Here is a 20,835-nt window from a genome sequence, read left to right on the forward strand (position 1 = left end):
TTAGGGCGCAAGCAGGCGGAGGAAACCACCCAGATCATCGGTATGATACTGCACATGTTCGCCCGGGTCGCGGGCGGGGGACACATGCACGGTGCGCATGCCCATGGCGTGCGGCGCGGCAAGGTTGCGGGCGTCATCCTCGAACATGGCGGCACAAAGCGGATCGAGCCTGTCGGCGGCAAAGACCGTATCGAAGGCGGCGCGCTCAGGCTTGGGCAAAAAGCCCGCGTGTTCGACCCCGTAGACCGCATCGAAGAGACCCGAAAGCCCGCGGGCGGCCAGCACCCGTTCGGCGTAGGGCGCGCAGCCGTTGGTATAGACGATGCGCCGCCCCGGCAGGTCACGGATGCGCGCGGCAAGCTCGGCATCGGGCAGCAGGCTCTCCATCGAGATGTCATGCACATCCTCAAGGTAGGGCGCCGGGTCGACCCCGTGTTCTCGCATCAGGCCTGCCAGCGTCGTGCCATAGGTCTGCCAGTAATGCAGCCGCAGGCGATCCGCCTCCGCCCGGTCGACTTTCAGCGCCTCCATCACCCATGCGGTCATGCGTTGTTCGATCAGGTCGAACAGGCGGGCCGAGGGCGGATAAAGCGTATTGTCGAGGTCGAAGACCCAGGACGTGACATGTGAAAAGGCTTCTCGCGGCATGGTGCCGTGGTAGGCCGCCCCGCCGCGCCGCGCAAGGGCGGAGGCTTGCGCATATGGTCGCGGCGGGTAAGGTTGCGCCACTTGCAGGGACAGACAGATGACAGCACCGAAACCCGGATCGACCGACGCCTATTCCATGATCCTCGACGCGATCGACGTGGGGATCTATCGCCCCGGGGACCGGCTGGTGGAAAGCGAGCTGGCCGACCGCTTCGGCGTGTCGCGCACCCCCGTCCGCGAAGCCTTGCAGCGGCTCGAGACCCAGTCGCTGCTGGCGCGGGACGGGCGCAGCCTGATCGTGGCCTCATTGGATCACAACCAGATGGCGGAACTTTACGTGGTGCGCGGCGCGCTGGAGGGGTTGGCCGCCCGGCTTGCGGCGCGTCACGCCACCGCGGAGGAGGTCCGCGTCCTGCGGGAAATGGTGGAGGCGGACGACGCGCTCAAGGATCGTCCTGCGGCGCTGGCGCGGGCGAACCGGCGGTTCCACCGCCAGATACATCTCGCCTCGCACAACCGGTTCCTGGTGCAGCAACTCGACCTCGTGCATCGGTCTATGGCGCTGATGGCGACCTCCTCCCTCGCTGTGGAGGGACGCGGTGCGATTGCACAGGCCGAACACGACGAGATCGTGCGCCGGATCGAAGCCCGCGACGAGGACGGCGCGGATGCGGCGCTGCGCACCCATATCTCCGTCGCCTTCATGACCCGGTTGAAGCAAGAGGCGGCACAGTCGCAGGAGGCGGAGGAGTGACGCTGGCGCGGGGTACGCCCACCGCTTTTGGTGCCGTGTGCCGGGCGGCAGAGGGCAGGGCGGGGGAAAGCCCGTGCTGGGTCTTGTCCCAGTAGAACGGCGCCATCACGAATTCAGCCAATGCCTTGAACGCGGCTGCCGTCGCAAGGGTGAAGTACACCGGCAGCACCGGCACGAAGGCCAGCAGCCCGGGCCGCCCCGAATGCAGCGCCGCATAGGCCGCCATGCCGAGGTTCAGCACCTCGGCAAAGACGAAGAGCCCGATGAGCGCCAGCATCACTCCTTGCCCCAGCACATCGGCGGCGGGGTGGGGGATGCCGAAGGGCATGACCCAGAAGGACCACAACAGCGGCGCGAGCAGAAATTGCGAGAACGTCGCGAGGAAGAGCGTCTGCACCCCCAGAAACCGGAGCGCCCCCAGTTCGGACCAGAGGCGCGCCGGGCGGCGCATGTGCACGCACCATGTCACGAGAAAGCCCTTGAGCCAGCGCGATCGTTGCCTGACCCAGGGCCATGGCCGGGCCGTGGCTTCCTCAAAGGTGGCGGTGTGCATCAGTTCCGTCCGGTAGCCGTGCCGGGCGAGCCGCAGGCCCAGATCGGCGTCCTCTGTGACGTTATGGGCATCCCAGCCGCCCAGTTGCTCCAGCCGGTGGCGGCGGAAAAACAGCGTGGTGCCCCCGAGCGGCAGGACAAACCCCAGCCGCGCCAGTCCCGGCAGCAGCACGCGCCACCATGTGGCATATTCCAGCGTGAAGCAGCGGGTGATGAGGTTCCTGCCCGTATTGTAATAATCGAGCACACCCTGAAGGCAGGCGACATCGGGGGCGGCGCGGTGAAATTGCTGCACGACCCGTTCCAGCTGGTCGGGGGCGGGGGCGTCTTCGGCATCCCAGACCCCAATGATATCGCCCGCGCAGAAATTGAGCGCGTAGTTGAGCGCGCGGGGTTTCGTGCGTAGCCGCGACGCGTCCGGCACTTCCAGAACACTCATCCACGGCGGCAGGGCGGTGCACCGCAACGCCTCCCGGGTTACGGCGTCGTCCTGTTCCAGCACCAGCACCACGTCGAGCAACGATTTGGGATAGGTCAGACGCGTGAGCCGCTCAACGAGGTGGCAGGCGATATTCTCTTCCCGAAAGAGCGGCACCAGCACCGAAACCCGGGGCAGGCGGAAGCCATCGCCCCCGGGGGCGGAAGACGCAGGCCCTCCTTCGGCCTGCGCGGGCGCGGTCAGATGCGCCACGAAGGCCGCAGCCTTGAGTGCGACGCAGAGGGCGAGCGTCAGGCTGGCCCAGAGGATGCCCAATGCCAGCGTCCACCCCGGCGCGGCGGCGGCGCACAGGGCCAGCAGCGCCGCCAGCCCCCCGGCCCATGCGATGCGCCGACGGTGATTGACGGCCCATCCCCGGCAGCTTTCGGCGGCGGGAACGCGCGTCGCGGCGGCAAAGGCCAGTTCATCGCCATAGAGCCGACCGATCGTGCGCACGATATCTTCCTGCGTTGCCAGAACCGGGAGCATTCGCTGCCCCTCCGGCCCCATGCTGGCGCGCAGCTCGTCAAACAGGTCGGGCCTGTTGGTCGCCACAAGAAGCAGACCGTCCGCCTGTTTCCACGGGGTGACGCCGTGGCGCAGGCAGACGGAAACCGGCAAGCGGCGCGCAACGGAAATCTCGGGCGGCTTTCGGTCAAGGTCGATGACCCGCAGCCCGTTCTGCCGAGCAAGCCCCGCCAGCAGTTGGGCTTCGGTCAGCAATCCCTCAACCAGCAGCACTTCACCCAGCAGCCTGTCCATCCGGCGCTGCAGGATCAGCGCATGGGCAAGATCCGCCTGCGTGATATGCCCCAGTTCGACAAGGCATTGCCCCAGCGTCCGCGGCGGAGCCCGCGCCGCGCGCGCATTCGCGAGTTCCAGCGAGAGGTTGATCATGCGGACCTGCCAATTCCTTCAATGCCGAAGGAAGGTGGCAGAGCTTGGTTAATCGTCTCTTAATGCCCGGGAAGGCCGGAAGGGTCGAAGAGCCAGATCAGGCGGCGCGGTCGTCCATGGCGGCGGCGAACCTTTCAAACAGGTAATAGCTGTCCTGCGGGCCGGGGCTCGCCTCGGGGTGATGCTGGACGGACCATACCGGCCGCCCCTCCATCCGGATGCCGCAGTTCGACCCGTCGAACAGCGACACATGCGTTTCGCGCACCCCGGCGGGCAGGCTTTGGGAATCCACCGCGAAACCATGGTTCATCGAGGTGATTTCGACCTTGCCGGTGTCGTTGTCCCGCACCGGATGATTGGCCCCGTGATGGCCATGGCCCATCTTGACGGTCCGCGCCCCCAGCGCGATTGCCAGCATCTGGTGGCCAAGGCAGATGCCAAAAACCGGCAGCTCCGTCTTTTCCAGCACATCGCGGATCATCGGCACCGCGTAGGCGCCCGTGGCGGCCGGGTCGCCGGGACCGTTCGACAGGAAGACGCCGTCGGGGTTGTGGGCCATCACGTCCTCGTAGGTGGCGCTGGCCGGAAGCACCGTCACGTCGCAACCGGCGGAGGCGAGGCACCGAAGGATGTTGCGCTTCGCGCCGTAGTCCACCGCGACGACCTTGTGGCGGGGGTTGGTCTGCTCGGCAAAGCCTTCGGGCCAGGCCCAACGCATTTCATTCCAGCGATAGGATTGCGCGCAGGTGACATCCTTCGCGAGGTCCACGCCTTCCAGCCCGGCGAAGTCCCGTGCCGCCTTCACCAGTGCTTCGATATCGAAGTTGCCGGAAGGGTCATGGGCCAGCGCGGCATGGGGTGCGCCAGCCTGCCGGATCGCGCGGGTCAGGCGGCGGGTGTCCACACCTCCGATAGCGATGCGTCCGCGCCCCGCCAGCCAGTCCGACAGGTGCTGCGTCGCGCGCCAGTTGCTGGGCTCGGTCGGCATCCATTTGACGACCATGCCCGCCGCGACCGGATCGCCGGTTTCGTCGTCCTGCGGGTTGGTGCCCACGTTGCCGATGTGCGGGAATGTAAAGGTAACGATCTGACCGGCGTAGGAGGGATCGGTCATGATCTCCTGATAGCCGGTCATGGAGGTGTTGAAGCAAAGCTCGGCCACGGTCTGGCCGGTGGCGCCGAACCCCATGCCGTAGAAGATTGAACCGTCCGCGAGGGCGAGGCAGGCGGTCGGGCGGGAAGCGGGCGCGGACATGGGGCAGACTCCGGCGAATGGAAAGGGGGCAAACGGGGCGCAATCTAGTTGGGGCGCCAGCCGGGGTCAAGGGGCCGGGCGATCATATAAAACTAGCGAAATCATCATCTTATCTGAACGCGCAGGTATAGTTGCCTCGCAGGGAGTTCAGGGTGCAGGCAGGTCCGGCCCCTCGTCCAGCGGTGCCATCAGGTCGACGATCTGGTCGCGCAGCCAGCTATGCGCCGGGCTGGCGGTGTTGCGCCGGTGCCAGATCATGCAGATCTGGGCCGGTTCGATAGGCATCGGGGGGCGAAACACGTCGATCCCGGCGTGGGGGGCGATATGCTCTGCCAGTTGTGTCGGCAGCAGCGCGATGAGGTCGGACCCCGCAACCGCGCGGTAGACGCCCGAGAAGACCGCCATGGTCATCACCACCCGCCGCGCCCGCCCGACCCGTGCCAGCGCGGCGTCGCCCATGGCCGCGACCTTGCCCTCGGGCGAAAAGAGGACGTGCCCGATGTCGCAAAAGAGGTCGATGGGAACAACCGCCCCCGGCGCCACCCCCGCCCGTGCAAGGCGCGGATGGTCCCGCCGCGCGATGACGGAAAAGGAAGACCCGAAAATGCGCTGGGATTCGATCCGGTCGGGCAGGTCCATCTCCGGAACCAGCGCCACGTCCACGTCGTAGCGGTCGAGCGTATCGGCATAGCTGTCAGGGACGAGGTCCACGAGATGCACGAGCATCAGCGGCGCCTGCAGGGACAATCGGTCCGCCAGCCGGGGCATCAGCATCTCGGCAAAGAAATCGCTGCCCGAGATGCGGAACCGCGCCTGCGCCGTTTGCGGATCAAAGACCTTCGCCCCGTGGATCAGCGCCTCCACCCGGTCCAGCGTTTCGCGCAGCGGAGTTTCCAGCGAAAGCGCGAAATGCGTGGGCTCCAGCCCCTGACCCCGGCGAAAGAACAATTCATCCCCCAGCGCGCTGCGCAATCGCCCGAGGGCGGCGGAAACGGCGGGCTGCGAAAGGCCCAGATGCTCCCCCGCGCGGACGGTGGAATGATGCTGCAACAGCGCGTCCAGCACCCGCAGCAGGTTCAGATCGAAGTTGGTTATATTGGCCATTCGTATTAATTCTATGCGATCAATCGATTTGTTATATACCACGCTTTCGCCTATTCTGCGCATACGAAGGCGCCTTCGTTTCCAACCCAGCAAAGCGGAGGAAACGATGTTGAACTCATCCACAGCACATGACGCGGTCACATGGCTTGGCGTCACCTATCAAACGCTTCTCGGGGCCGCGGAAACGGGCGGGAGCCTGTCGATCGTCGAGTCCGTTTCGCCCCCGGCCTCCGGGCCGCCGCGCCATGTCCATGCCGATGCCTGCGAAGCCTTCGTGGTGCTGACCGGCGATGTCGAATTCTGGCTGGAGGGCGAGAGTTTCATTCGCGGCCCGGGGCAGGCGGTCTTTGTACCACGCGGCAAGGAACACACATTCCGCGTCGTGAGCGATGTGCCCTCCCGACATCTCGTTATCCTCACGCCGGGGGGCTTCGAGGAGTTCTTTCATGAAATGGCGGAGGGCCAGTTCCGTATTCCCGAGGACATGCCAGAGATCACCCGCAGCGCGGAGCGCCATCACCTGACCTTCACCGGCCCGCCCTTGGGCGCAGAGGCGGAGGCCGTGCAATGAGACCGGTCGTCACGCTTTTCGTCGCCACCGGCGCGTTCTTCGCGCTTTGCGGGATGGTCTGGGGTATCCAGATGGCGGCGACCGGCGACCATACGCTGTCCCCGGCGCACGGGCATCTCAACCTCGTGGGCTTCGTGCTGATGTCGATCTTCGGCGCCTATTACGCGCTGACGCCGCGGGCAGCCGCCACGGGCCTCGCGCGTTTGCACTACGGGCTTTCGGTGCTGGCCGTCCTGTCGCTGGCCCCGGGGATCGCGCTCGCGATCCTTGGAAGGACCGAGGTGCTGGCGCTTCTGGGCTCATTCCTGACGCTCGCCAGCATGGCGTTGTTTCTTTTCGTGGTCCTGCGCCACGGCGTCGGCGAAGAAGGCAGAGCAGCGATGGCCCCGTCACCCGCCTGAACCACCGCGCAGGCGCTGCCATTGCCTGCGCGGAATACATTGGATAATGTCCGGTCTTCATGCGTCAAAAAGGACCACAACCGGACATGACCCTGCGTACCCAGATCTCCGATTCCCTGAAACAGGCGATGAAGGACAAGGATGCCAACCGGCTGTCCACGCTGCGACTGATCAATGCGGCCATCAAGGACAAGGACATCGCCGCCCGCTCTACCGGGCAGGACGAAGGGGTGAGCGAGGACGAAGTGCTCGCCATTCTGGGCAAGATGTCCAAGCAACGGCTGGAATCGGCCCGCGCCTACGAAGAAGGCGGGCGGCTCGATCTTGCGGACCGGGAGCGGGAGGAGATCAGCGTGATCGAGGAGTTCCTGCCGCGCCAGTTGGATGAGGCTGAAAGCGCCCGGGCGGTGGACGAGGCCGTGGCCGAGGTTGGCGCCACGTCGATCCGCGACATGGGCAAGGTGATGGGCATTCTCAAATCCCGCTACACCGGACAGATGGATTTCGGCACCGTGGGGCCGATGGTCAAGAACCGCCTGAGCTGACGCTTTCGCAAGCCCTCTACCGGGCGAGCGAACGCTGCAGTTCCTCGAAAAGTGCGATGCGCTCGTCCTCGCTCAGAAACGCGCCGATCTCGACCTCGCGCCCCTTGCCGCTGAGGGTGACGTAATGGGGCACCGGCCCGCCCTTTTCGTACTTGGTGACGGTCGTCCAGTAGCGGTTGCAATCCCATTCCTTCACCACCCCGTCGGGCCGCCGGTGTGTCAGCCGCGCGGTATCGGTATCGAGCGTCAACACCTCTTCGATGCGCCGCGCGTGATGATTGCGCTGCAGGGCAAAGTAGATCCCGGCCACCGCCAGCAACACAAAGGGAAGCAGCCCCCAAAGCAGTTTCGTGCCCAGCAACGGCAAGGTGGGGATGAGGATCAGCGTGAAGGTCGCCAGAATGAAGGCCGCGAACCCCTTGGGGGGCAGCGACTGATGCGGCCAGAGCCTGAGCCGCCGTGCCGGTGCATCCGGCGGAGTGGTCCATTCGTAGGGCATGTCGCAATGATAGGCGCGCGCGCTGCCCCGGCAATGCGGCGAATGGACCGGACGCAGTATTCTTAAGGTACTTCCCACGACACGTCTGTCACTTCTTTTTTGGCAGGAAGTGATGGAGTAGGCGGCCAAGGCATTAACCCCTCGGCCGCCCGACAGTCGGGGCCTATTCCAGTTCCACCAACAGGTCCTTGGCGTCGATCTGGGTGCCGGGCTGGACGTGTACGGCCTTGATCACGGCGGCGCGTTCGGCGTGGATGCCCGTTTCCATCTTCATCGCTTCGATGGTCAGCAGCAGATCGCCCTTGGCGACCTTGGCCCCGGCCACCGCACCGACGGAGGCGACGACACCGGGCATGGGCGCCCCCACGTGGTTTTCATTGCCTGCCTCGGCCTTGGGGCGCTGGGCCGCGCTGGCCTTGACCACCCGGTCGGCGACCCGGATCACCCGGGGCTGGCCGTTGAGTTCGAAGAAGACCTTCACCTCACCGTCTTCATTGGTGTCGCTGGTGGCCTGCATGCGGATTTCCAGCGTCTTGCCGGGGTCGATCTCGGCCGAGATCTCCTCGCCCGGTTCCATGCCGTAGAAGAATGTGCGTGTGGGCAGCGTCCGCACCGGGCCGTATTGCCGGTGCCGACCCATGTAATCGAGGAAGACCTTGGGATACATCAGGTATCCGCAAAGGTCGTCGTCATCGATCCGCATGCCGTCAAGCTCTTCGGACAATTCCTTGCGCGTCGCTTCCAGATCCACCGGGGCGAGGTGCTTGCCCGGGCGCTCCGTCATCGGTTCCTCGCCTTTCAGCACTTTCTTGACGATGCGGTCCGGGAAGCCGCCGGGGGGCTGGCCCAGATTGCCGCGCATCATGTCCACGACGGAATCGGGGAAGGAAACATCGACCTCCGGGTCCTCCACCTGCGCGCGGGTCAGGCCCTGGCTCACCATCATCAGGGCCATGTCCCCCACCACCTTGGACGAGGGCGTGACCTTCACGATGTCGCCGAACATCTGGTTCACATCCGCATAGGTCCGCGCCACTTCGGGCCAGCGGTCATCCAGACCCATGGAGGCCGCTTGTGCCTTGAGGTTGGTGAACTGGCCGCCGGGCATCTCGTGCAGATAGACCTCGGACGAAGGCGCCTGCATCCCGGTCTCGAATGCGGCGTAGTGCTTGCGCACCTCTTCCCAGTAATCCGAGATTTCGCGCACCGCGGGCATGCTTAGGCCGGTATCCCGGTCGGTATGGCGCAGCGCCTCCACCACCGAGCCGAGCGTCGCCTGGGAGGTATTTCCCGAAAACGCGTCCATCGCGCAATCCACCGCGTCGACCCCGGCCTCGGAGGCGGCAAGGATCGTCGCGCAGGCGATGCCCGCCGTGTCATGGGTGTGGAAATGGATGGGCAGGCCGACCTCTGACTTGAGCGCCTTGACCAGCGCGCGGGCCTGCGCGGGCTTCAGCAGCCCTGCCATGTCCTTTAGCCCCAGAACATGGGCCCCCGCGTCGCGCAACTCCTTGCCCATGGCGACGTAGTACTTCAGGTCATACTTGGCCCGGTCCGGGTCGAAGATATCGCCGGTGTAGCAAATCGTGCCTTCGCAGACCTTGTTCGCCTCCTGCACCGCGTCCATCGCGACGCGCATGTTCTCCACCCAGTTGAGACTGTCGAAAACGCGGAAGACGTCCACCCCGGTTTCCGCCGCCGTGGCGACGAACTTCTGCACCACGTTGTCGGGATAGTTTGTGTAGCCGACGCCGTTGGAGGCGCGCAGCAGCATCTGGGTCATCAGGTTCGGCATCGCCGCGCGCAGGTCGCGCAGCCTTTGCCAGGGGCATTCCTGCAGGAAACGATAGGCCACATCGAAAGTGGCGCCGCCCCAGCATTCGACGGAGAAAAGCTGCGGCAGGTTGGCGGAATAGGCCGGTGCCACCTTGATCATGTCGATGGAGCGCATCCGCGTCGCCAGAAGGGACTGGTGCCCGTCACGCATCGTGGTATCGGTGATCAGCAACTGGCGCTGCTGGCTCATCCAGTCCGCGACCGCCTGCGGGCCTTTCTGCTCAAGCAGGTTGCGGGTGCCCATCTGCGGTTCTGCCCGCTTTGCCGGCGGGCGCGGATCCTTCAGATGTGCCGGGGGCCGGGGGTGGCCCTTGGTTTCGGGATGCCCGTTCACCGTAATGTCGGCGATGTAATTCAATACCTTGGTCGCCCGGTCGCGCCGCTTGGTGAACTGGAACAGCTCCGGCGTCTGGTCGATGAACTTGGTGTGGTATTCGTCGTTCAGGAAGGTGGGGTGTTTCAGCAGGTTCTCGACAAAGGCGATATTGGTGGAAACACCGCGCACGCGGAATTCGCGCAGCGCCCGGTCCATCCGCGCGATGGCCATCTCCGGCGTGGGGGCCTTCGCCGTCACCTTCGTGAGCAGGCTGTCGTAATAGCGCGTGATCACCCCGCCCGCGTAGGCGGTCCCCCCGTCGAGCCGGATGCCCATGCCGGTGGCGGAGCGATAGGCGGTGATGCGGCCATAATCGGGGATGAAATTGTTCTGCGGATCCTCGGTGGTAACCCGGGTCTGGAGCGCGTGGCCATTCAGCGTGATCTGGGACTGGTTTTCCTTGCCCGTCGCCTCCGCCAGGGTCTTGCCTTCGGCGATGAGGATCTGCGCGCGCACGATGTCGATGCCCGTGACCTCTTCGGTGACGGTATGTTCGACCTGCACGCGCGGGTTCACTTCGATGAAGTAGAATTTCTCATCCGCCATATCCATCAGGAATTCGACGGTACCCGCGCATTCGTAATCCACATGCGCGCAGATCCGGCGGCCCAGCTCGCAAAGCTCATCCCGCTGAGCCTGCGTGAGATAGGGCGCGGGTGCGCGTTCGACGACCTTCTGGTTGCGCCGCTGGACCGAGCAGTCGCGTTCGAAAAGGTGATAGATCCCGCCGTGCTTGTCGCCGAGGATCTGCACCTCCACGTGCCGCGCCTTGAGGATCATTTTTTCCAGGTAGCCTTCACCGTTGCCAAAGGCCGCCTCCGCCTCGCGCCGGCCCTCGCGGACCTTTTCCTTGAGTTCGGAGGCCTTCATGATGGGCCGCATCCCGCGCCCGCCGCCGCCCCAGGACGCCTTGAGCATCAGGGGATAGCCCACCTCTTCGGCCTGGCGGGCGATTTCGTCCATGTCGTCGCCCAGCACTTCGGTCGCGGGAATGACGGGCACGCCCGCCTCGACGGCGACGCGCCGCGCACTGGCCTTGTCCCCCAGCGCGCGCATGGTTTCCGCGCGCGGACCGATGAACGCGATGCCGTTGTTTTCGCAGGCATCGACGAATTCGGGGTTCTCGGACAGCAGGCCATAGCCCGGGTGTATCGCGTCGGCGCCGGAGGCTTTGGCCACGCGGATCATCTCGTCAATGCTGAGGTAGGCCGCCACCGGGCCCAGCCCTTCGCCGATACGATAGGCTTCGTCCGCCTTGAAGCGGTGCAGCCCCAGCTTGTCTTCTTCGGCATAGACCGCGACCGTCTTCTTGCCCATCTCATTGGCGGCGCGCATCACGCGGATCGCGATTTCGCCGCGGTTGGCGATGAGGATTTTGCGGAATTCGGTCATTTGGATCGTCCCTTGGATTAACGTAGCGGCAGTCTACGGATGCTGCGATGCAGCGCAATGCCTGCTTGGCTGTTTTCTAGCCCATAAGTTTGCTGATCTGCGCCTGCAAAGACAGTTTTTTTGATCCTTGGGCGCCGGTTTTCGTTCAGGCAATCCGAAAGGGCGGGGGCAGATGCGCCAGATCGGCGGCGCCCAACTGCCCCATGTTAGCGGTAAGGTCGCGGCGCAGCAGTTCTATCAGGTGATCGACCCCGCGCGGCCCAAAGGCGGCGAGGGCGAAGTGAAAGGCGCGCCCCAGCATGACGAAGTCCGCCCCGCTGGCCAGCGCGCGCAGGATGTCCAGCCCGGATTCCACGCCGCTGTCGAAGATGATCGGCAGATCGGTGGCGGCGCGCACATCCGGCAGGGCGTCGATCGCGGGCGGTGCCCCGTCGAACTGGCGGCCTGCGTGATTCGACACCCAGATCGCATCCACCCCCGCTTTTTCGAGCCGCTCCGCATCCTCGGCCCGCAGCACGCCCTTCACCACGAAGGGGCCGCCCCAAGCCGCGCGCAACCATTCGACGTAGTCCCAGCCCGGCGCGGTACGCAACAGATAGCCCACGTGGGCCGTGGACGAGAGGCTCCCGCCGGCCAACCCTTCGATATACTTGTCGAGCATCCGCATATGCGGCATCCCCCGCCGCGCCATCTGCGTGGCCCACGCCGGGCGCATCGCAACCTGCGCCATCAGGCGCGGGGTCAGCCGGGGCGGGTTGGTCAGGCCAGAGCGTGTCTGGCGTTCGCGCCGCGATGCGACCGGCACGTCCGCCGTCAGGACGAGCGTCCCGAAACCAGCATCCCGGGCGCGCGCCAGCATATCGGTCCGGATTTCGGGATCGCGGGGCGGGTACATCTGGAACCACGCTTGGTCCCCGAGGTGCGGGGCGAGGTCTTCGGGGCTTTGCGAGGCGACGGTGGACAGGCTGTAGGGAATGCCTGCCCGCGCGGCGGCCCGGGCAAGGTGGCCTTCGGCATCGGGCCAGATCAGGCCCGACATGCCGACCGGGGCGACCCCGAAGGGCAGCGGCAGGTTCTGCCCCATCAGTTGAACGCTCAGGTCCGGCTCCATCTCTCCGTGCAGGATCGACGGCATGAGGCCGATCCGGTCCAGCGCCGTGCGGTTGCGCGCCTTGGCCGCTTCGGTGCCGGTGCCCGAATCGAGGTATTCCCAGACGAATTTGGGCAAACGACGGCGCGCGCGCTTGCGCAGATCGGAAAGGGCGGGGTAGGTGGCGTGCAGATCCATGGCGGCATCTGGGGGAGTGCTGAACAGATTGTCCAGCCTTTGCGTTCGGACCCCCGAGAGGTTGGATAACACGAGAACAGGTGGAGAACATGGGTTTCGTTTGCAAGGATTCAGGTTTAGGTTCGCCCCATGAGTGATTTCGACGAAATGGACGCCTTCGAATCCGCTTCGCTGTCCGCGCGGGCGATGGCCGCGCGACCGCAGCCTTACCTCGACGGGCTGAACCCGGCGCAGCGTGCGGCGGTGGAACAGATGGACGGCCCGGTGCTGATGCTGGCCGGGGCGGGGACGGGCAAGACACGCGCGCTGACCGCGCGGATCGTTCACCTGCTCAATACCGGAAGGGCCCGGCCCAACGAGGTGCTGGCCGTCACCTTTACCAACAAGGCCGCACGGGAAATGAAGAACCGTGTCGGCGATATGCTGGGCCGCCAGATCGAGGGGATGCCATGGCTCGGCACCTTTCACGCCATCTGCGTCAAACTGCTGCGGCGCCATGCCGAACTGGTCGGGCTGAAAAGCAACTTCACTATTCTGGACACCGACGACCAGCTTCGCCTGCTCAAGCAACTGGTGGCCGCCGATGGCATCGATGACAAGCGCTGGCCCGCGCGGCTGCTGGCCGGGATCATCGACGGCTGGAAGAACCGCGCCCTGACACCGGACAGGATTCCCGCCGCCGATGCCGGAGCCTACAATCATCGCGGGGCGGAGCTTTACGCGCAGTATCAGGCGCGGCTGAAAGAGCTGAACGCCACCGATTTCGGCGATCTGCTGCTGCATATGGTCACGATCTTCCAGACCCACGAAGACGTGCTGGCCCAGTATCAACGCTGGTTCAAATACATCCTCGTGGACGAATATCAGGATACCAACGTCGCCCAGTACCTCTGGCTGCGGCTCTTGGCGCAGGGGCACCGCAACATTTGCTGCGTCGGTGACGATGACCAGTCGATCTATGGCTGGCGCGGGGCCGAGGTGGGCAACATCCTGCGCTTCGAAAAGGATTTCCCCGGCGCCCATGTGGTGCGGCTGGAACAGAATTATCGCTCCACGCCCCATATCCTCGCCGCCGCATCGGGCGTGATCGCGGGCAACGAGGGCCGGCTGGGCAAAACACTCTGGACCGAGGCGCAGGAGGGCGAGAAGGTCCGCCTAATCGGCCATTGGGACGGTGAGGAGGAAGCCCGCTGGATCGGGGACGAGATCGAGGCGGCGCAGCGCGGGACGCGCGGTCAGCGGCCATATTCGCTCGACGATATGGCGATCCTCGTGCGGGCCAGCCACCAGATGCGCGCCTTCGAGGACCGGTTCCTCACCATCGGTCTTCCCTACCGGGTGATCGGGGGGCCGCGATTCTACGAACGTTTGGAAATCCGCGATGCGATGGCCTATTTCCGCATCGCCACCAGCCCGGACGATGATCTCGCATTCGAGCGGATCGTGAACACGCCAAAGCGCGGGCTGGGCGACAAGGCGCAGCAGAAGATACAGGTAACAGCCCGCGAACATCGCACATCGCTGGTGGAGGGCGCGCGAATCCTGCTGGCCCATGGCGGGCTTTCCGGCAAGGGCGCGGCGCAACTGCGGCAACTGGTCGAAGGCATCGACCGCTGGCACGCCATGACGCGCGGGCCTCTGTTGACCACGCGGATCGGCGATGATGACGTCATCGACGATGGCATCGACCGGCAGGAATACGGCCCCCCCGAAACGAGCCATGTCGAGCTGGCCCAGATCATCCTGGACGAAAGCGGCTACACCGCCATGTGGCAGAACGACAAGACGCCCGAGGCGCCCGGCCGGCTGGAAAACCTCAAGGAACTCGTGAAGGCGCTGGAGCAGTTCGAAAACCTTCAGGGCTTTCTCGAACATGTCAGCCTGATCATGGACAATGAAAGCGACGAGGGCGGTGCCAAGGTCAGCATCATGACGCTGCATGCCGCGAAGGGTCTGGAATTTCCGGTTGTCTTCCTGCCCGGCTGGGAAGACGGGCTGTTCCCCTCACAGCGCTCGATGGACGAAAGCGGGATCAAGGGCCTCGAAGAGGAACGCCGCCTTGCCTACGTCGGCATCACCCGGGCGGAGGAGGTCTGCACCGTGTCCTTTGCCGCCAACCGCCGCGTCTTCGGCCAATGGCAAAGCAGCATGCCCTCGCGTTTCGTCGACGAACTGCCCGAAGATCATGTGGAGGTGCTGACACCCCCGGGCCTTTATGGCGGCGGCTATGGCGCGGCCATGCCGCAGAGCACCCTGCACGAAGCCGCGGCCGAGGCGAATGTCTACAATTCGCCCGGCTGGCGACGTCTTCAGGCGCGATCGGGCCAGCGCAGCGTGAGCCAGCCGAAGGAAAGCCGGAACGTCACCATCGACATGAACGCCGTCAGCGCCTTCACCATGGGGGAGCGGGTCTTTCATCAAAAGTTCGGCTATGGCGAGGTGATCGGCATCGAGGGCGACAAACTCGAAGTGGCTTTTGAAAAGGCCGGTACGAAAAAGGTCGTCTCGCGCTTTCTGACCGGGGAAAACGACGTCCCGTTTTGATGCGCTGCAGCAGCCTGATCGCGCGGTGCAGGCCCTAAGGGCGGGGCACCTGAGTCTCACGCGCCATGATTTTACCTTATTTCGCGCCTAACTTCGGCGTCGAATCATTTGAAATGATGAAGTATTCTGATTTCCGGGGGCGATTTCGTGCCGTTCGGTGTGTTTTTTGAAGAAGGATGGCATTCTTGTTGCTTCAACTCATTTACGTCAGCAGTGCGTATGGCCCCGTGAAAAGCGATGACCTTTCCCAGATTCTCGGCCAGTCGCGCAAAAATAACGAAAAGGACGACATTACCGGGCTGCTCGTCTTTGACGACGGGCTGTTCTTTCAGGTTCTCGAAGGACCCGAAGACGCCGTGAAGCGCTGCTTCAACCGGATCGCAAAGGATGAAAGGCATGGCAGCATCGCCCTTTGCATGGAAAGCCACGTGGAAGCCCGCGCTTTTCCGAACTGGTCAATGGGGTTCAAGCGGCCCGAGGAGCTGGGCGAAGCGAGCCTTTCCGCCGTTCATTCAATTGCCGAGCTTCAGGAACGTCTGGGCAAGGACCTTGGGACGGATCCGGCGGTGGCCGAACTGACCCGCACAATTCTGGGTATCACTGGCCGCGTGGCCGCCTGACCCGACAGGGCGCCCGCAGCGCGGTGGGCGCATAGCTTTAGAGGGGTGAAATAAAAAAGACGGCGATGCCAGGGAGGAGGCACCGCCGTCTCTTTCTGCGAACCGGGTCATCGGGGAGGACGTGCCCGGTTCGGGTCGGGACCGCATCATCAGGGAGGAGGAAAGGTGATGCAGCCCCCTACAGACCCGCGCCGGGGAGGCGGCGCAGGTCCGATTCAGTAATCCTTACAGAGCGTTGCGGCTCGACTCGATCGCGATGCGACGGATTTCGGAGCGGCTGATGCCCAGATCGTTCAACTCGCGGTTCGACAGTTCGCTCAGCTCGGCGAAGGTCTGACGGAACATGCGGTTCTGACGACGGCGGGTGGCCAGGGCATCGAAGAACGTGCTTACGCGGGCCATGAAGGAAGAAGAGTTGGATGCGGTATTGATATAAGCCATTCGGCGCCTCTTTCGGTTTGTACTGCGTTTCTGTTGACGCTTACTTAGGTGTTTGCTGCAGCCGCACAACAGGCAGTTCGGCAGGGCCGATATGCATTTTCTGCATAGGAAATCGGGCGGCAAGCATATGAAAACAATCAGGGTAACGCTAACGCCGCAATGCGGCATAAGCGCGTGGGTTTTTACAGATTCGGCGTCTCGGTTCGGGTAGGGAGGGGAAAGGAAGGCGACGACATCAGGGAGGAGGAAGGATGTCGCCGCCAGTCACAGGCCGATCCGGGAGGAGGATGGATCGGACTGATCTTTTCCGGAGCAGGCTGTTCCTGCTCTGATAGTGATAATGGCCTTTATGCTGCGAGCGCACAATAAACGTTTTTGCATTGCTGCTATGCAGCATAAACATGGACCATATGGTCAAGAATTAGGCCGCCTGCCCGTTGCATGGGCATTCGCCCGGGGCACCCCCCCTTGCAGCCACTGCAGAACCTGCCATGTCAGGGTGTAACGAAAGGAACGCCCATGACCGTGACCCGTGCCGATATCGAAAATGCGCTGAAGCGCGTCATGCTGCCGGACGGTCGCGACCTGCTGGCGCATGATCTCGTTCGGGCGCTGACCATCGAAGGCAATGACGTGCGCTTCGTGATCGAGGCGCCCAATGCAGAGGCGGCCAAACAGATGGGGCAGCTGCGCGACGCGGCTGAACAGGTGGTGCGCGAAGTGTCGGGCGTCGGCAAGGTCGGCGTGGCGCTGACGGCCCATGCGCCCGCGGCAAAGGCGCCCTCGCTGAAGCTCGGCGGGCATCCCAAGCCGCAGGAGGGCCCGATCAAACCGGCGGGCGTTCGCAATATCATCGCCATCGGGTCCGGAAAGGGCGGGGTGGGCAAATCCACCGTGAGCTCCAACCTTGCCGTGGCGCTGGCCCGGGCCGGGCGCCGCGTCGGGTTGCTCGATGCCGATATTTACGGGCCAAGCCAGCCGCGCATGATGGGCATCAGCAAGCGCCCGGCCAGCCCTGACGGGAAAACGATCATCCCGCTGCAGGCCCATGGCGTCACCATGATGTCCATTGGTTTCATGGTCGAAGAGGGCAAGGCCGTCGTCTGGCGCGGTCCGATGCTGATGGGGGCGCTGCAGCAGATGATGGGACAGGTCGAATGGGGCGAGCTTGATGTTTTGCTGGTCGACCTGCCGCCGGGGACGGGCGACGTTCAACTGACGCTCTGCACCAAGACGGAGCTGGCCGGTGCCGTTATCGTCAGCACCCCGCAGGACGTGGCCCTGATCGATGCCCGCAAGGCGCTGGACATGTTCGCGACGCTCAAGACCCCGGTGCTGGGTCTTATCGAAAACATGAGCCAGTTCGTCTGCCCCGATTGCGGCAGTACGCATGATATCTTCGGGCAGGGCGGGGTCGCCGCCGAGGCGCAGAAGCTGGGCGTTCCGCTGCTGGGAAGCCTGCCCATCGATCTTGAAACCCGGCTTGCCGGGGACGCGGGCACGCCTGTCGCCGCCGGTGACGGGCCGATGGCCGAGGCATATGCCGGGATCGCCCGCGACCTGATGGAGCGTGGGCTGGCCTGAGATGTGTCGGCCCTATGGGCTGCTCAGCCGATTTCGCGGCGTTCCACGTAGTGACCGTAAAGCGTTGTCAGTACGCTGACGAAAACAAGCGCCTCCAATATATAGACGACGGCTTCGACGGCCATGCGGATGCCGCTGCCCGGCGCCCCGGTAAGGGCGGAGAGGGTCGACAGGACCGCATTCGCTGTCAGCAATAAAAGGGCCAGCCAGATCAGCGCGGTGCCTGCGGGCGCGGTGTGTCGCCAGCTTTCGAGCGGCCCTATGGGCCGACCCAGCGCCGCGGCAGGCAGCATCAGCCCCAGCCGCAGGACGATCCAGATGAACAACAGCCCCGCCAGTATCCCGACCGCCCCGAAGATCACGACCGTGGGCGCTTCGCCAGCCACGACATTCATGCGCGGTGCCGCAAGAAAGAGAAGAATGAGCAGCGGCACGGTCACCGCAAGCTGTATCGCCCCGATCAGGATCGTCCGCATCAGATAGGACAGTACGATCCTTGCCGAAGGCCGTCCCGGCGGCGCGTTCTGCGCATCGATAAGCACGTGACGATGCCAGAGTATCGCCAGCAGGACAAAGCCCAGAGCGGTGATAACAGCAAAGACGACCCCTGCGAGCATCCCCCCGGCGTTCGGTGCCGGTGCCTGAGCCAGCCCGGTAGACAGGTACGGAAAGGTGGGGGCGGCCCAGATTAGCCCGATTATCCCCACCGCCAGAAGGGCGAGTGCGGGCGCCAGAACGCGCAGCAGGCTACTGACATCCAGTATCAACATGCGCAACGCATGTCCGAGAAGGGCGAGGCTCTTGTTCATGCGTGCTCCGATATCGACAGAACGGATACTGCACCTGCCGACAGAAAGCGCAAGTATGGGATTATAATGCTCATTTTCCGCGCTGGGATTTATTGGGACGGGCGGGGAGAGCCGGGAATCAATCGGCCAAAACTGGCCGATTCCGAATCGCGCCATTGAATTTTCGGGTGGGAACCCTTGAATTATTGTTAAGCGCACAGGAACAACGGTGGAACATATCCTGTGGATAAGTATGTGAATGCATTTAGTTGGGAAATCGTGGGAAAGCGTGCGCGCCTGCAACAGTGATCTACATATAGTGTATTCTTAAAATTTTATAACAAATAGTGCCGTTGTTTTCGCCCATATTTTGCCCTATTCGTTAATAAAGCCCCTGTGCAGAACCTGTTTTGCCCTATCCCCGCTCAGATATCGGTAGACGCCCATGAATTCCCATGGCATCCATAGTCCATCAGATGAGAACGGGACACGGGGCACCAAACGACCCCACAGACCAATAAAACTCTAGCAGGTTCATACAGGCACCTCGCTTTCATCAGACCAGAAGATCCGGCGCGCGAGCGGCAACATCCCCCCAGGTGGCGCGTGCGATCGGACTTACCCGCAAGCTGCGGGACAAAGGCGGCGGGTTGATCAGTGGCAGCAGATCAACCCGCCGTTTTTCATTTTCGGACCTGGGGAACGCACAAAGCCCGATTGTAACGGGCAAAGGGAACAGCCGAACGTGGCACGCAGGTTCAGAGGCGAAGGCGACCTGAAGGTCGACGCGAAGGGCAGGGTTTCGATCCCGGCCAACTTCCGCCGCGTGGTCGAAGCCTGCGATCCCGACTTCAACAATGGCAATCTGGCGCGCTTCATCCTCGTATACGGGGACGAACGCCGCGACTACCTTGAGGCATTCACGATCGAGGCGATGGACGAGGTCGACGAGAAGATCGAGCGTCACCCCCGTGCCTCTCCCAAGCGCAAGGCCATGGAACGGCTCTATTCCCAGCAGGCGCTGGACATGACAATCGATGAAACCGGCCGCATCGTGCTGCCGGCCAAGCTGCGTGAAAAGATCGGGCTCGACGGGACGGTCTTCGTCGGCGCTTCGGGCGATACCTTCCAGATGTGGAAGCCCGAAACCTATGCGGCCCACGTCGCGGCCGAGGCGGACGCGGACGAAGACTTCGATCCCGATGTCGATCCCTCTCTCTATCTGGATGATCTATGACTTCGGCGGACCAGACGGGCGACCATGTTCCCGTCCTTCTGGAACCGATCCTGCGCTATTGTGCACCCATCGAGGGCATCTGGCTGGACGGCACCTTTGGCGCGGGCGGCTATACCCGTGGCCTGCTGGAGGCCGGTGCCGCGCGGGTCATCGCGGTGGACCGCGATCCGCTGGCCTTCGAGATGGCCAGCGACTGGGCCGATGCCTATGGCGACCGGATCGACATGCGCCGCGGCGTGTTTTCCAGGCTGGACGAACAGGGATCGGACCTCGACGGGGTCGTTCTGGACCTCGGCGTTTCCTCCATGCAGCTTGACCGGGCCGAACGCGGCTTTTCCTTCATGCGCGACGGCCCGCTCGACATGCGGATGAGCCAGGAAGGGCCATCGGCTGCCGATCTGGTGAACGGCGCGGAGGAAGAGGCGCTGGCGGATATTCTTTTTCACTACGGCGAAGAGCGGGCGAGCCGGCGCATCGCCCGTGCCATCGTCCGCGCGCGGGAAGACGCGCCGATCACCCGCACCCTGCAGCTCGCCGAACTGGTGGAAGGCTGTCTGCCGCGCCAGAAACCGGGGCAGAGCCACCCCGCAACCCGCAGCTTTCAGGCTCTGCGCATTGCCGTGAATGACGAATACGAGGAATTGTTCGGCGGTCTCATGGCGGCCGAGCGGGCGTTGAAACCGGGCGGCCAGCTTGCGGTGGTGACCTTCCATTCGGTAGAGGACCGCATGGTCAAGCGCTTCCTCACCGCGCGCTCCGGCGGGGGCGGCAACGCGAACCGTTTTGCCCCCGAACGCGAACCGGAGGCGCCGCGCTTCCGGCTTGAACGGCGCAAGGCCATAGCACCCGACGCGCAGGAGCAGGAGCGCAACCCGCGCGCCCGCTCGGCCAAGCTGCGCATCGCCACCCGCACCGACGCGCCTTCGGGCACCGTCGAGGCGTCATCCATCGGAATGCCACAGGTCAGGGGGATCTGAGACCATGCGAGCCGTTTTGTACATTCTCACCGCCCTTGGCGTCATCGG

The 20,835-nt window shown here is 64.1% G+C and carries 18 protein-coding genes; 9 read left to right on the forward strand and 9 right to left on the reverse strand.

Annotated features, from left to right (window positions below):
- On the reverse strand, nt 1–648 hold the full coding sequence (locus A3728_RS20870; RefSeq protein WP_067928275.1) for a pyrimidine 5'-nucleotidase: 648 nt from the start codon (nt 646–648) through the stop codon (nt 1–3).
- A gap of 97 nt (nt 649–745) precedes the next feature.
- On the opposite strand from A3728_RS20870, the gene A3728_RS20875 reads away from it, so the two are divergent.
- A complete protein-coding gene (locus tag A3728_RS20875) occupies nt 746–1,402 on the forward strand; it encodes a GntR family transcriptional regulator (protein WP_067928277.1) in 657 nt (218 codons plus the stop codon).
- Here the strand turns inward: A3728_RS20875 and A3728_RS20880 are convergent.
- The 3 genes from A3728_RS20880 to A3728_RS20890 all read right to left on the reverse strand — a co-directional run bounded on the left by A3728_RS20880 (nt 1,350) and on the right by A3728_RS20890 (nt 5,688).
- Complete coding sequence (locus A3728_RS20880) at nt 1,350–3,329, reverse strand: glycosyltransferase (RefSeq protein ID WP_067928280.1); 1,980 nt, start codon at nt 3,327–3,329, stop codon at nt 1,350–1,352. The two genes, A3728_RS20875 and A3728_RS20880, sit on opposite strands and share 53 nt — an antisense overlap.
- A 97-nt stretch (nt 3,330–3,426) precedes the next feature.
- Entirely contained in the window at nt 3,427–4,584 is a 1,158-nt protein-coding gene (gene carA, locus A3728_RS20885) for a glutamine-hydrolyzing carbamoyl-phosphate synthase small subunit (RefSeq protein WP_067928284.1), read from the reverse strand.
- A gap of 147 nt (nt 4,585–4,731) precedes the next feature.
- Complete coding sequence (locus A3728_RS20890) at nt 4,732–5,688, reverse strand: LysR family transcriptional regulator (protein WP_067928287.1); 957 nt, start codon at nt 5,686–5,688, stop codon at nt 4,732–4,734.
- A 106-nt stretch (nt 5,689–5,794) separates the two neighbouring features.
- Between A3728_RS20890 and A3728_RS20895 the strand changes: the two genes are divergently transcribed.
- The 3 genes from A3728_RS20895 to A3728_RS20905 all read left to right on the forward strand — a co-directional run bounded on the left by A3728_RS20895 (nt 5,795) and on the right by A3728_RS20905 (nt 7,205).
- Entirely contained in the window at nt 5,795–6,259 is a 465-nt protein-coding gene (locus tag A3728_RS20895) for a cupin domain-containing protein (protein ID WP_067928291.1), read from the forward strand.
- The gene (locus A3728_RS20900) at nt 6,256–6,660 is read left to right on the forward strand and encodes a hypothetical protein (RefSeq protein ID WP_067928294.1); all 405 of its coding nucleotides are present in this window, start codon (nt 6,256–6,258) and stop codon (nt 6,658–6,660) included. Before A3728_RS20895 ends, A3728_RS20900 begins: the two co-directional genes overlap by 4 nt.
- Nucleotides 6,661–6,746: 86 nt before the next feature.
- Nucleotides 6,747–7,205: a GatB/YqeY domain-containing protein gene (locus A3728_RS20905; RefSeq protein ID WP_067928298.1), complete on the forward strand. Its 459-nt coding sequence runs from the start codon at nt 6,747–6,749 to the stop codon at nt 7,203–7,205.
- Between the two features lie 16 nt (nt 7,206–7,221).
- On the opposite strand, the gene A3728_RS20910 is transcribed toward A3728_RS20905, so the two are convergent.
- The 3 genes from A3728_RS20910 to A3728_RS20920 all read right to left on the reverse strand — a co-directional run bounded on the left by A3728_RS20910 (nt 7,222) and on the right by A3728_RS20920 (nt 12,596).
- The gene (locus A3728_RS20910; RefSeq protein WP_067928301.1) at nt 7,222–7,704 is read right to left on the reverse strand and encodes a DUF2244 domain-containing protein; all 483 of its coding nucleotides are present in this window, start codon (nt 7,702–7,704) and stop codon (nt 7,222–7,224) included.
- Between the two features lie 163 nt (nt 7,705–7,867).
- Nucleotides 7,868–11,308, reverse strand: coding sequence for a pyruvate carboxylase (locus tag A3728_RS20915; protein WP_067928304.1), 3,441 nt, complete (start codon nt 11,306–11,308; stop codon nt 7,868–7,870).
- Nucleotides 11,309–11,453: 145 nt separating this feature from the next.
- On the reverse strand, nt 11,454–12,596 hold the full coding sequence (locus tag A3728_RS20920) for an alpha-hydroxy acid oxidase (protein WP_067928307.1): 1,143 nt from the start codon (nt 12,594–12,596) through the stop codon (nt 11,454–11,456).
- A 129-nt stretch (nt 12,597–12,725) separates the two neighbouring features.
- Between A3728_RS20920 and A3728_RS20925 the strand changes: the two genes are divergently transcribed.
- Nucleotides 12,726–15,140: an ATP-dependent helicase gene (locus A3728_RS20925; protein ID WP_067928312.1), complete on the forward strand. Its 2,415-nt coding sequence runs from the start codon at nt 12,726–12,728 to the stop codon at nt 15,138–15,140.
- A 185-nt stretch (nt 15,141–15,325) separates the two neighbouring features.
- Nucleotides 15,326–15,760 (forward strand): BLUF domain-containing protein, encoded by a 435-nt coding sequence (locus A3728_RS20930; RefSeq protein ID WP_067928315.1) that lies wholly within the window; start codon nt 15,326–15,328, stop codon nt 15,758–15,760.
- Nucleotides 15,761–15,985: 225 nt separating this feature from the next.
- On the opposite strand, the gene A3728_RS20935 is transcribed toward A3728_RS20930, so the two are convergent.
- Entirely contained in the window at nt 15,986–16,201 is a 216-nt protein-coding gene (locus tag A3728_RS20935) for a DUF1127 domain-containing protein (protein ID WP_067928320.1), read from the reverse strand.
- Nucleotides 16,202–16,720: 519 nt separating this feature from the next.
- Between A3728_RS20935 and A3728_RS20940 the strand changes: the two genes are divergently transcribed.
- Nucleotides 16,721–17,785, forward strand: a complete 1,065-nt coding sequence (locus A3728_RS20940; protein ID WP_067928322.1) for an Mrp/NBP35 family ATP-binding protein — start codon at nt 16,721–16,723, stop codon at nt 17,783–17,785.
- Nucleotides 17,786–17,808: 23 nt separating this feature from the next.
- Here A3728_RS20940 and A3728_RS20945 read toward each other — a convergent pair whose 3' ends face one another.
- A complete protein-coding gene (locus tag A3728_RS20945) occupies nt 17,809–18,594 on the reverse strand; it encodes a hypothetical protein (protein ID WP_067928325.1) in 786 nt (261 codons plus the stop codon).
- A gap of 724 nt (nt 18,595–19,318) precedes the next feature.
- Between A3728_RS20945 and mraZ the strand changes: the two genes are divergently transcribed.
- Complete coding sequence (gene mraZ / locus A3728_RS20950; protein ID WP_067928328.1) at nt 19,319–19,810, forward strand: division/cell wall cluster transcriptional repressor MraZ; 492 nt, start codon at nt 19,319–19,321, stop codon at nt 19,808–19,810.
- A complete protein-coding gene (gene rsmH / locus A3728_RS20955; RefSeq protein ID WP_067928331.1) occupies nt 19,807–20,787 on the forward strand; it encodes a 16S rRNA (cytosine(1402)-N(4))-methyltransferase RsmH in 981 nt (326 codons plus the stop codon). The genes mraZ and rsmH overlap by 4 nt, the downstream gene beginning before the upstream one ends.
- Nucleotides 20,788–20,835: the final 48 nt, after the last annotated feature.

Origin of the sequence: Sulfitobacter sp. HI0040 (genome assembly GCF_001634885.1) — a bacterium.
Taxonomy (GTDB): Bacteria; Pseudomonadota; Alphaproteobacteria; order Rhodobacterales; family Rhodobacteraceae; genus Sulfitobacter.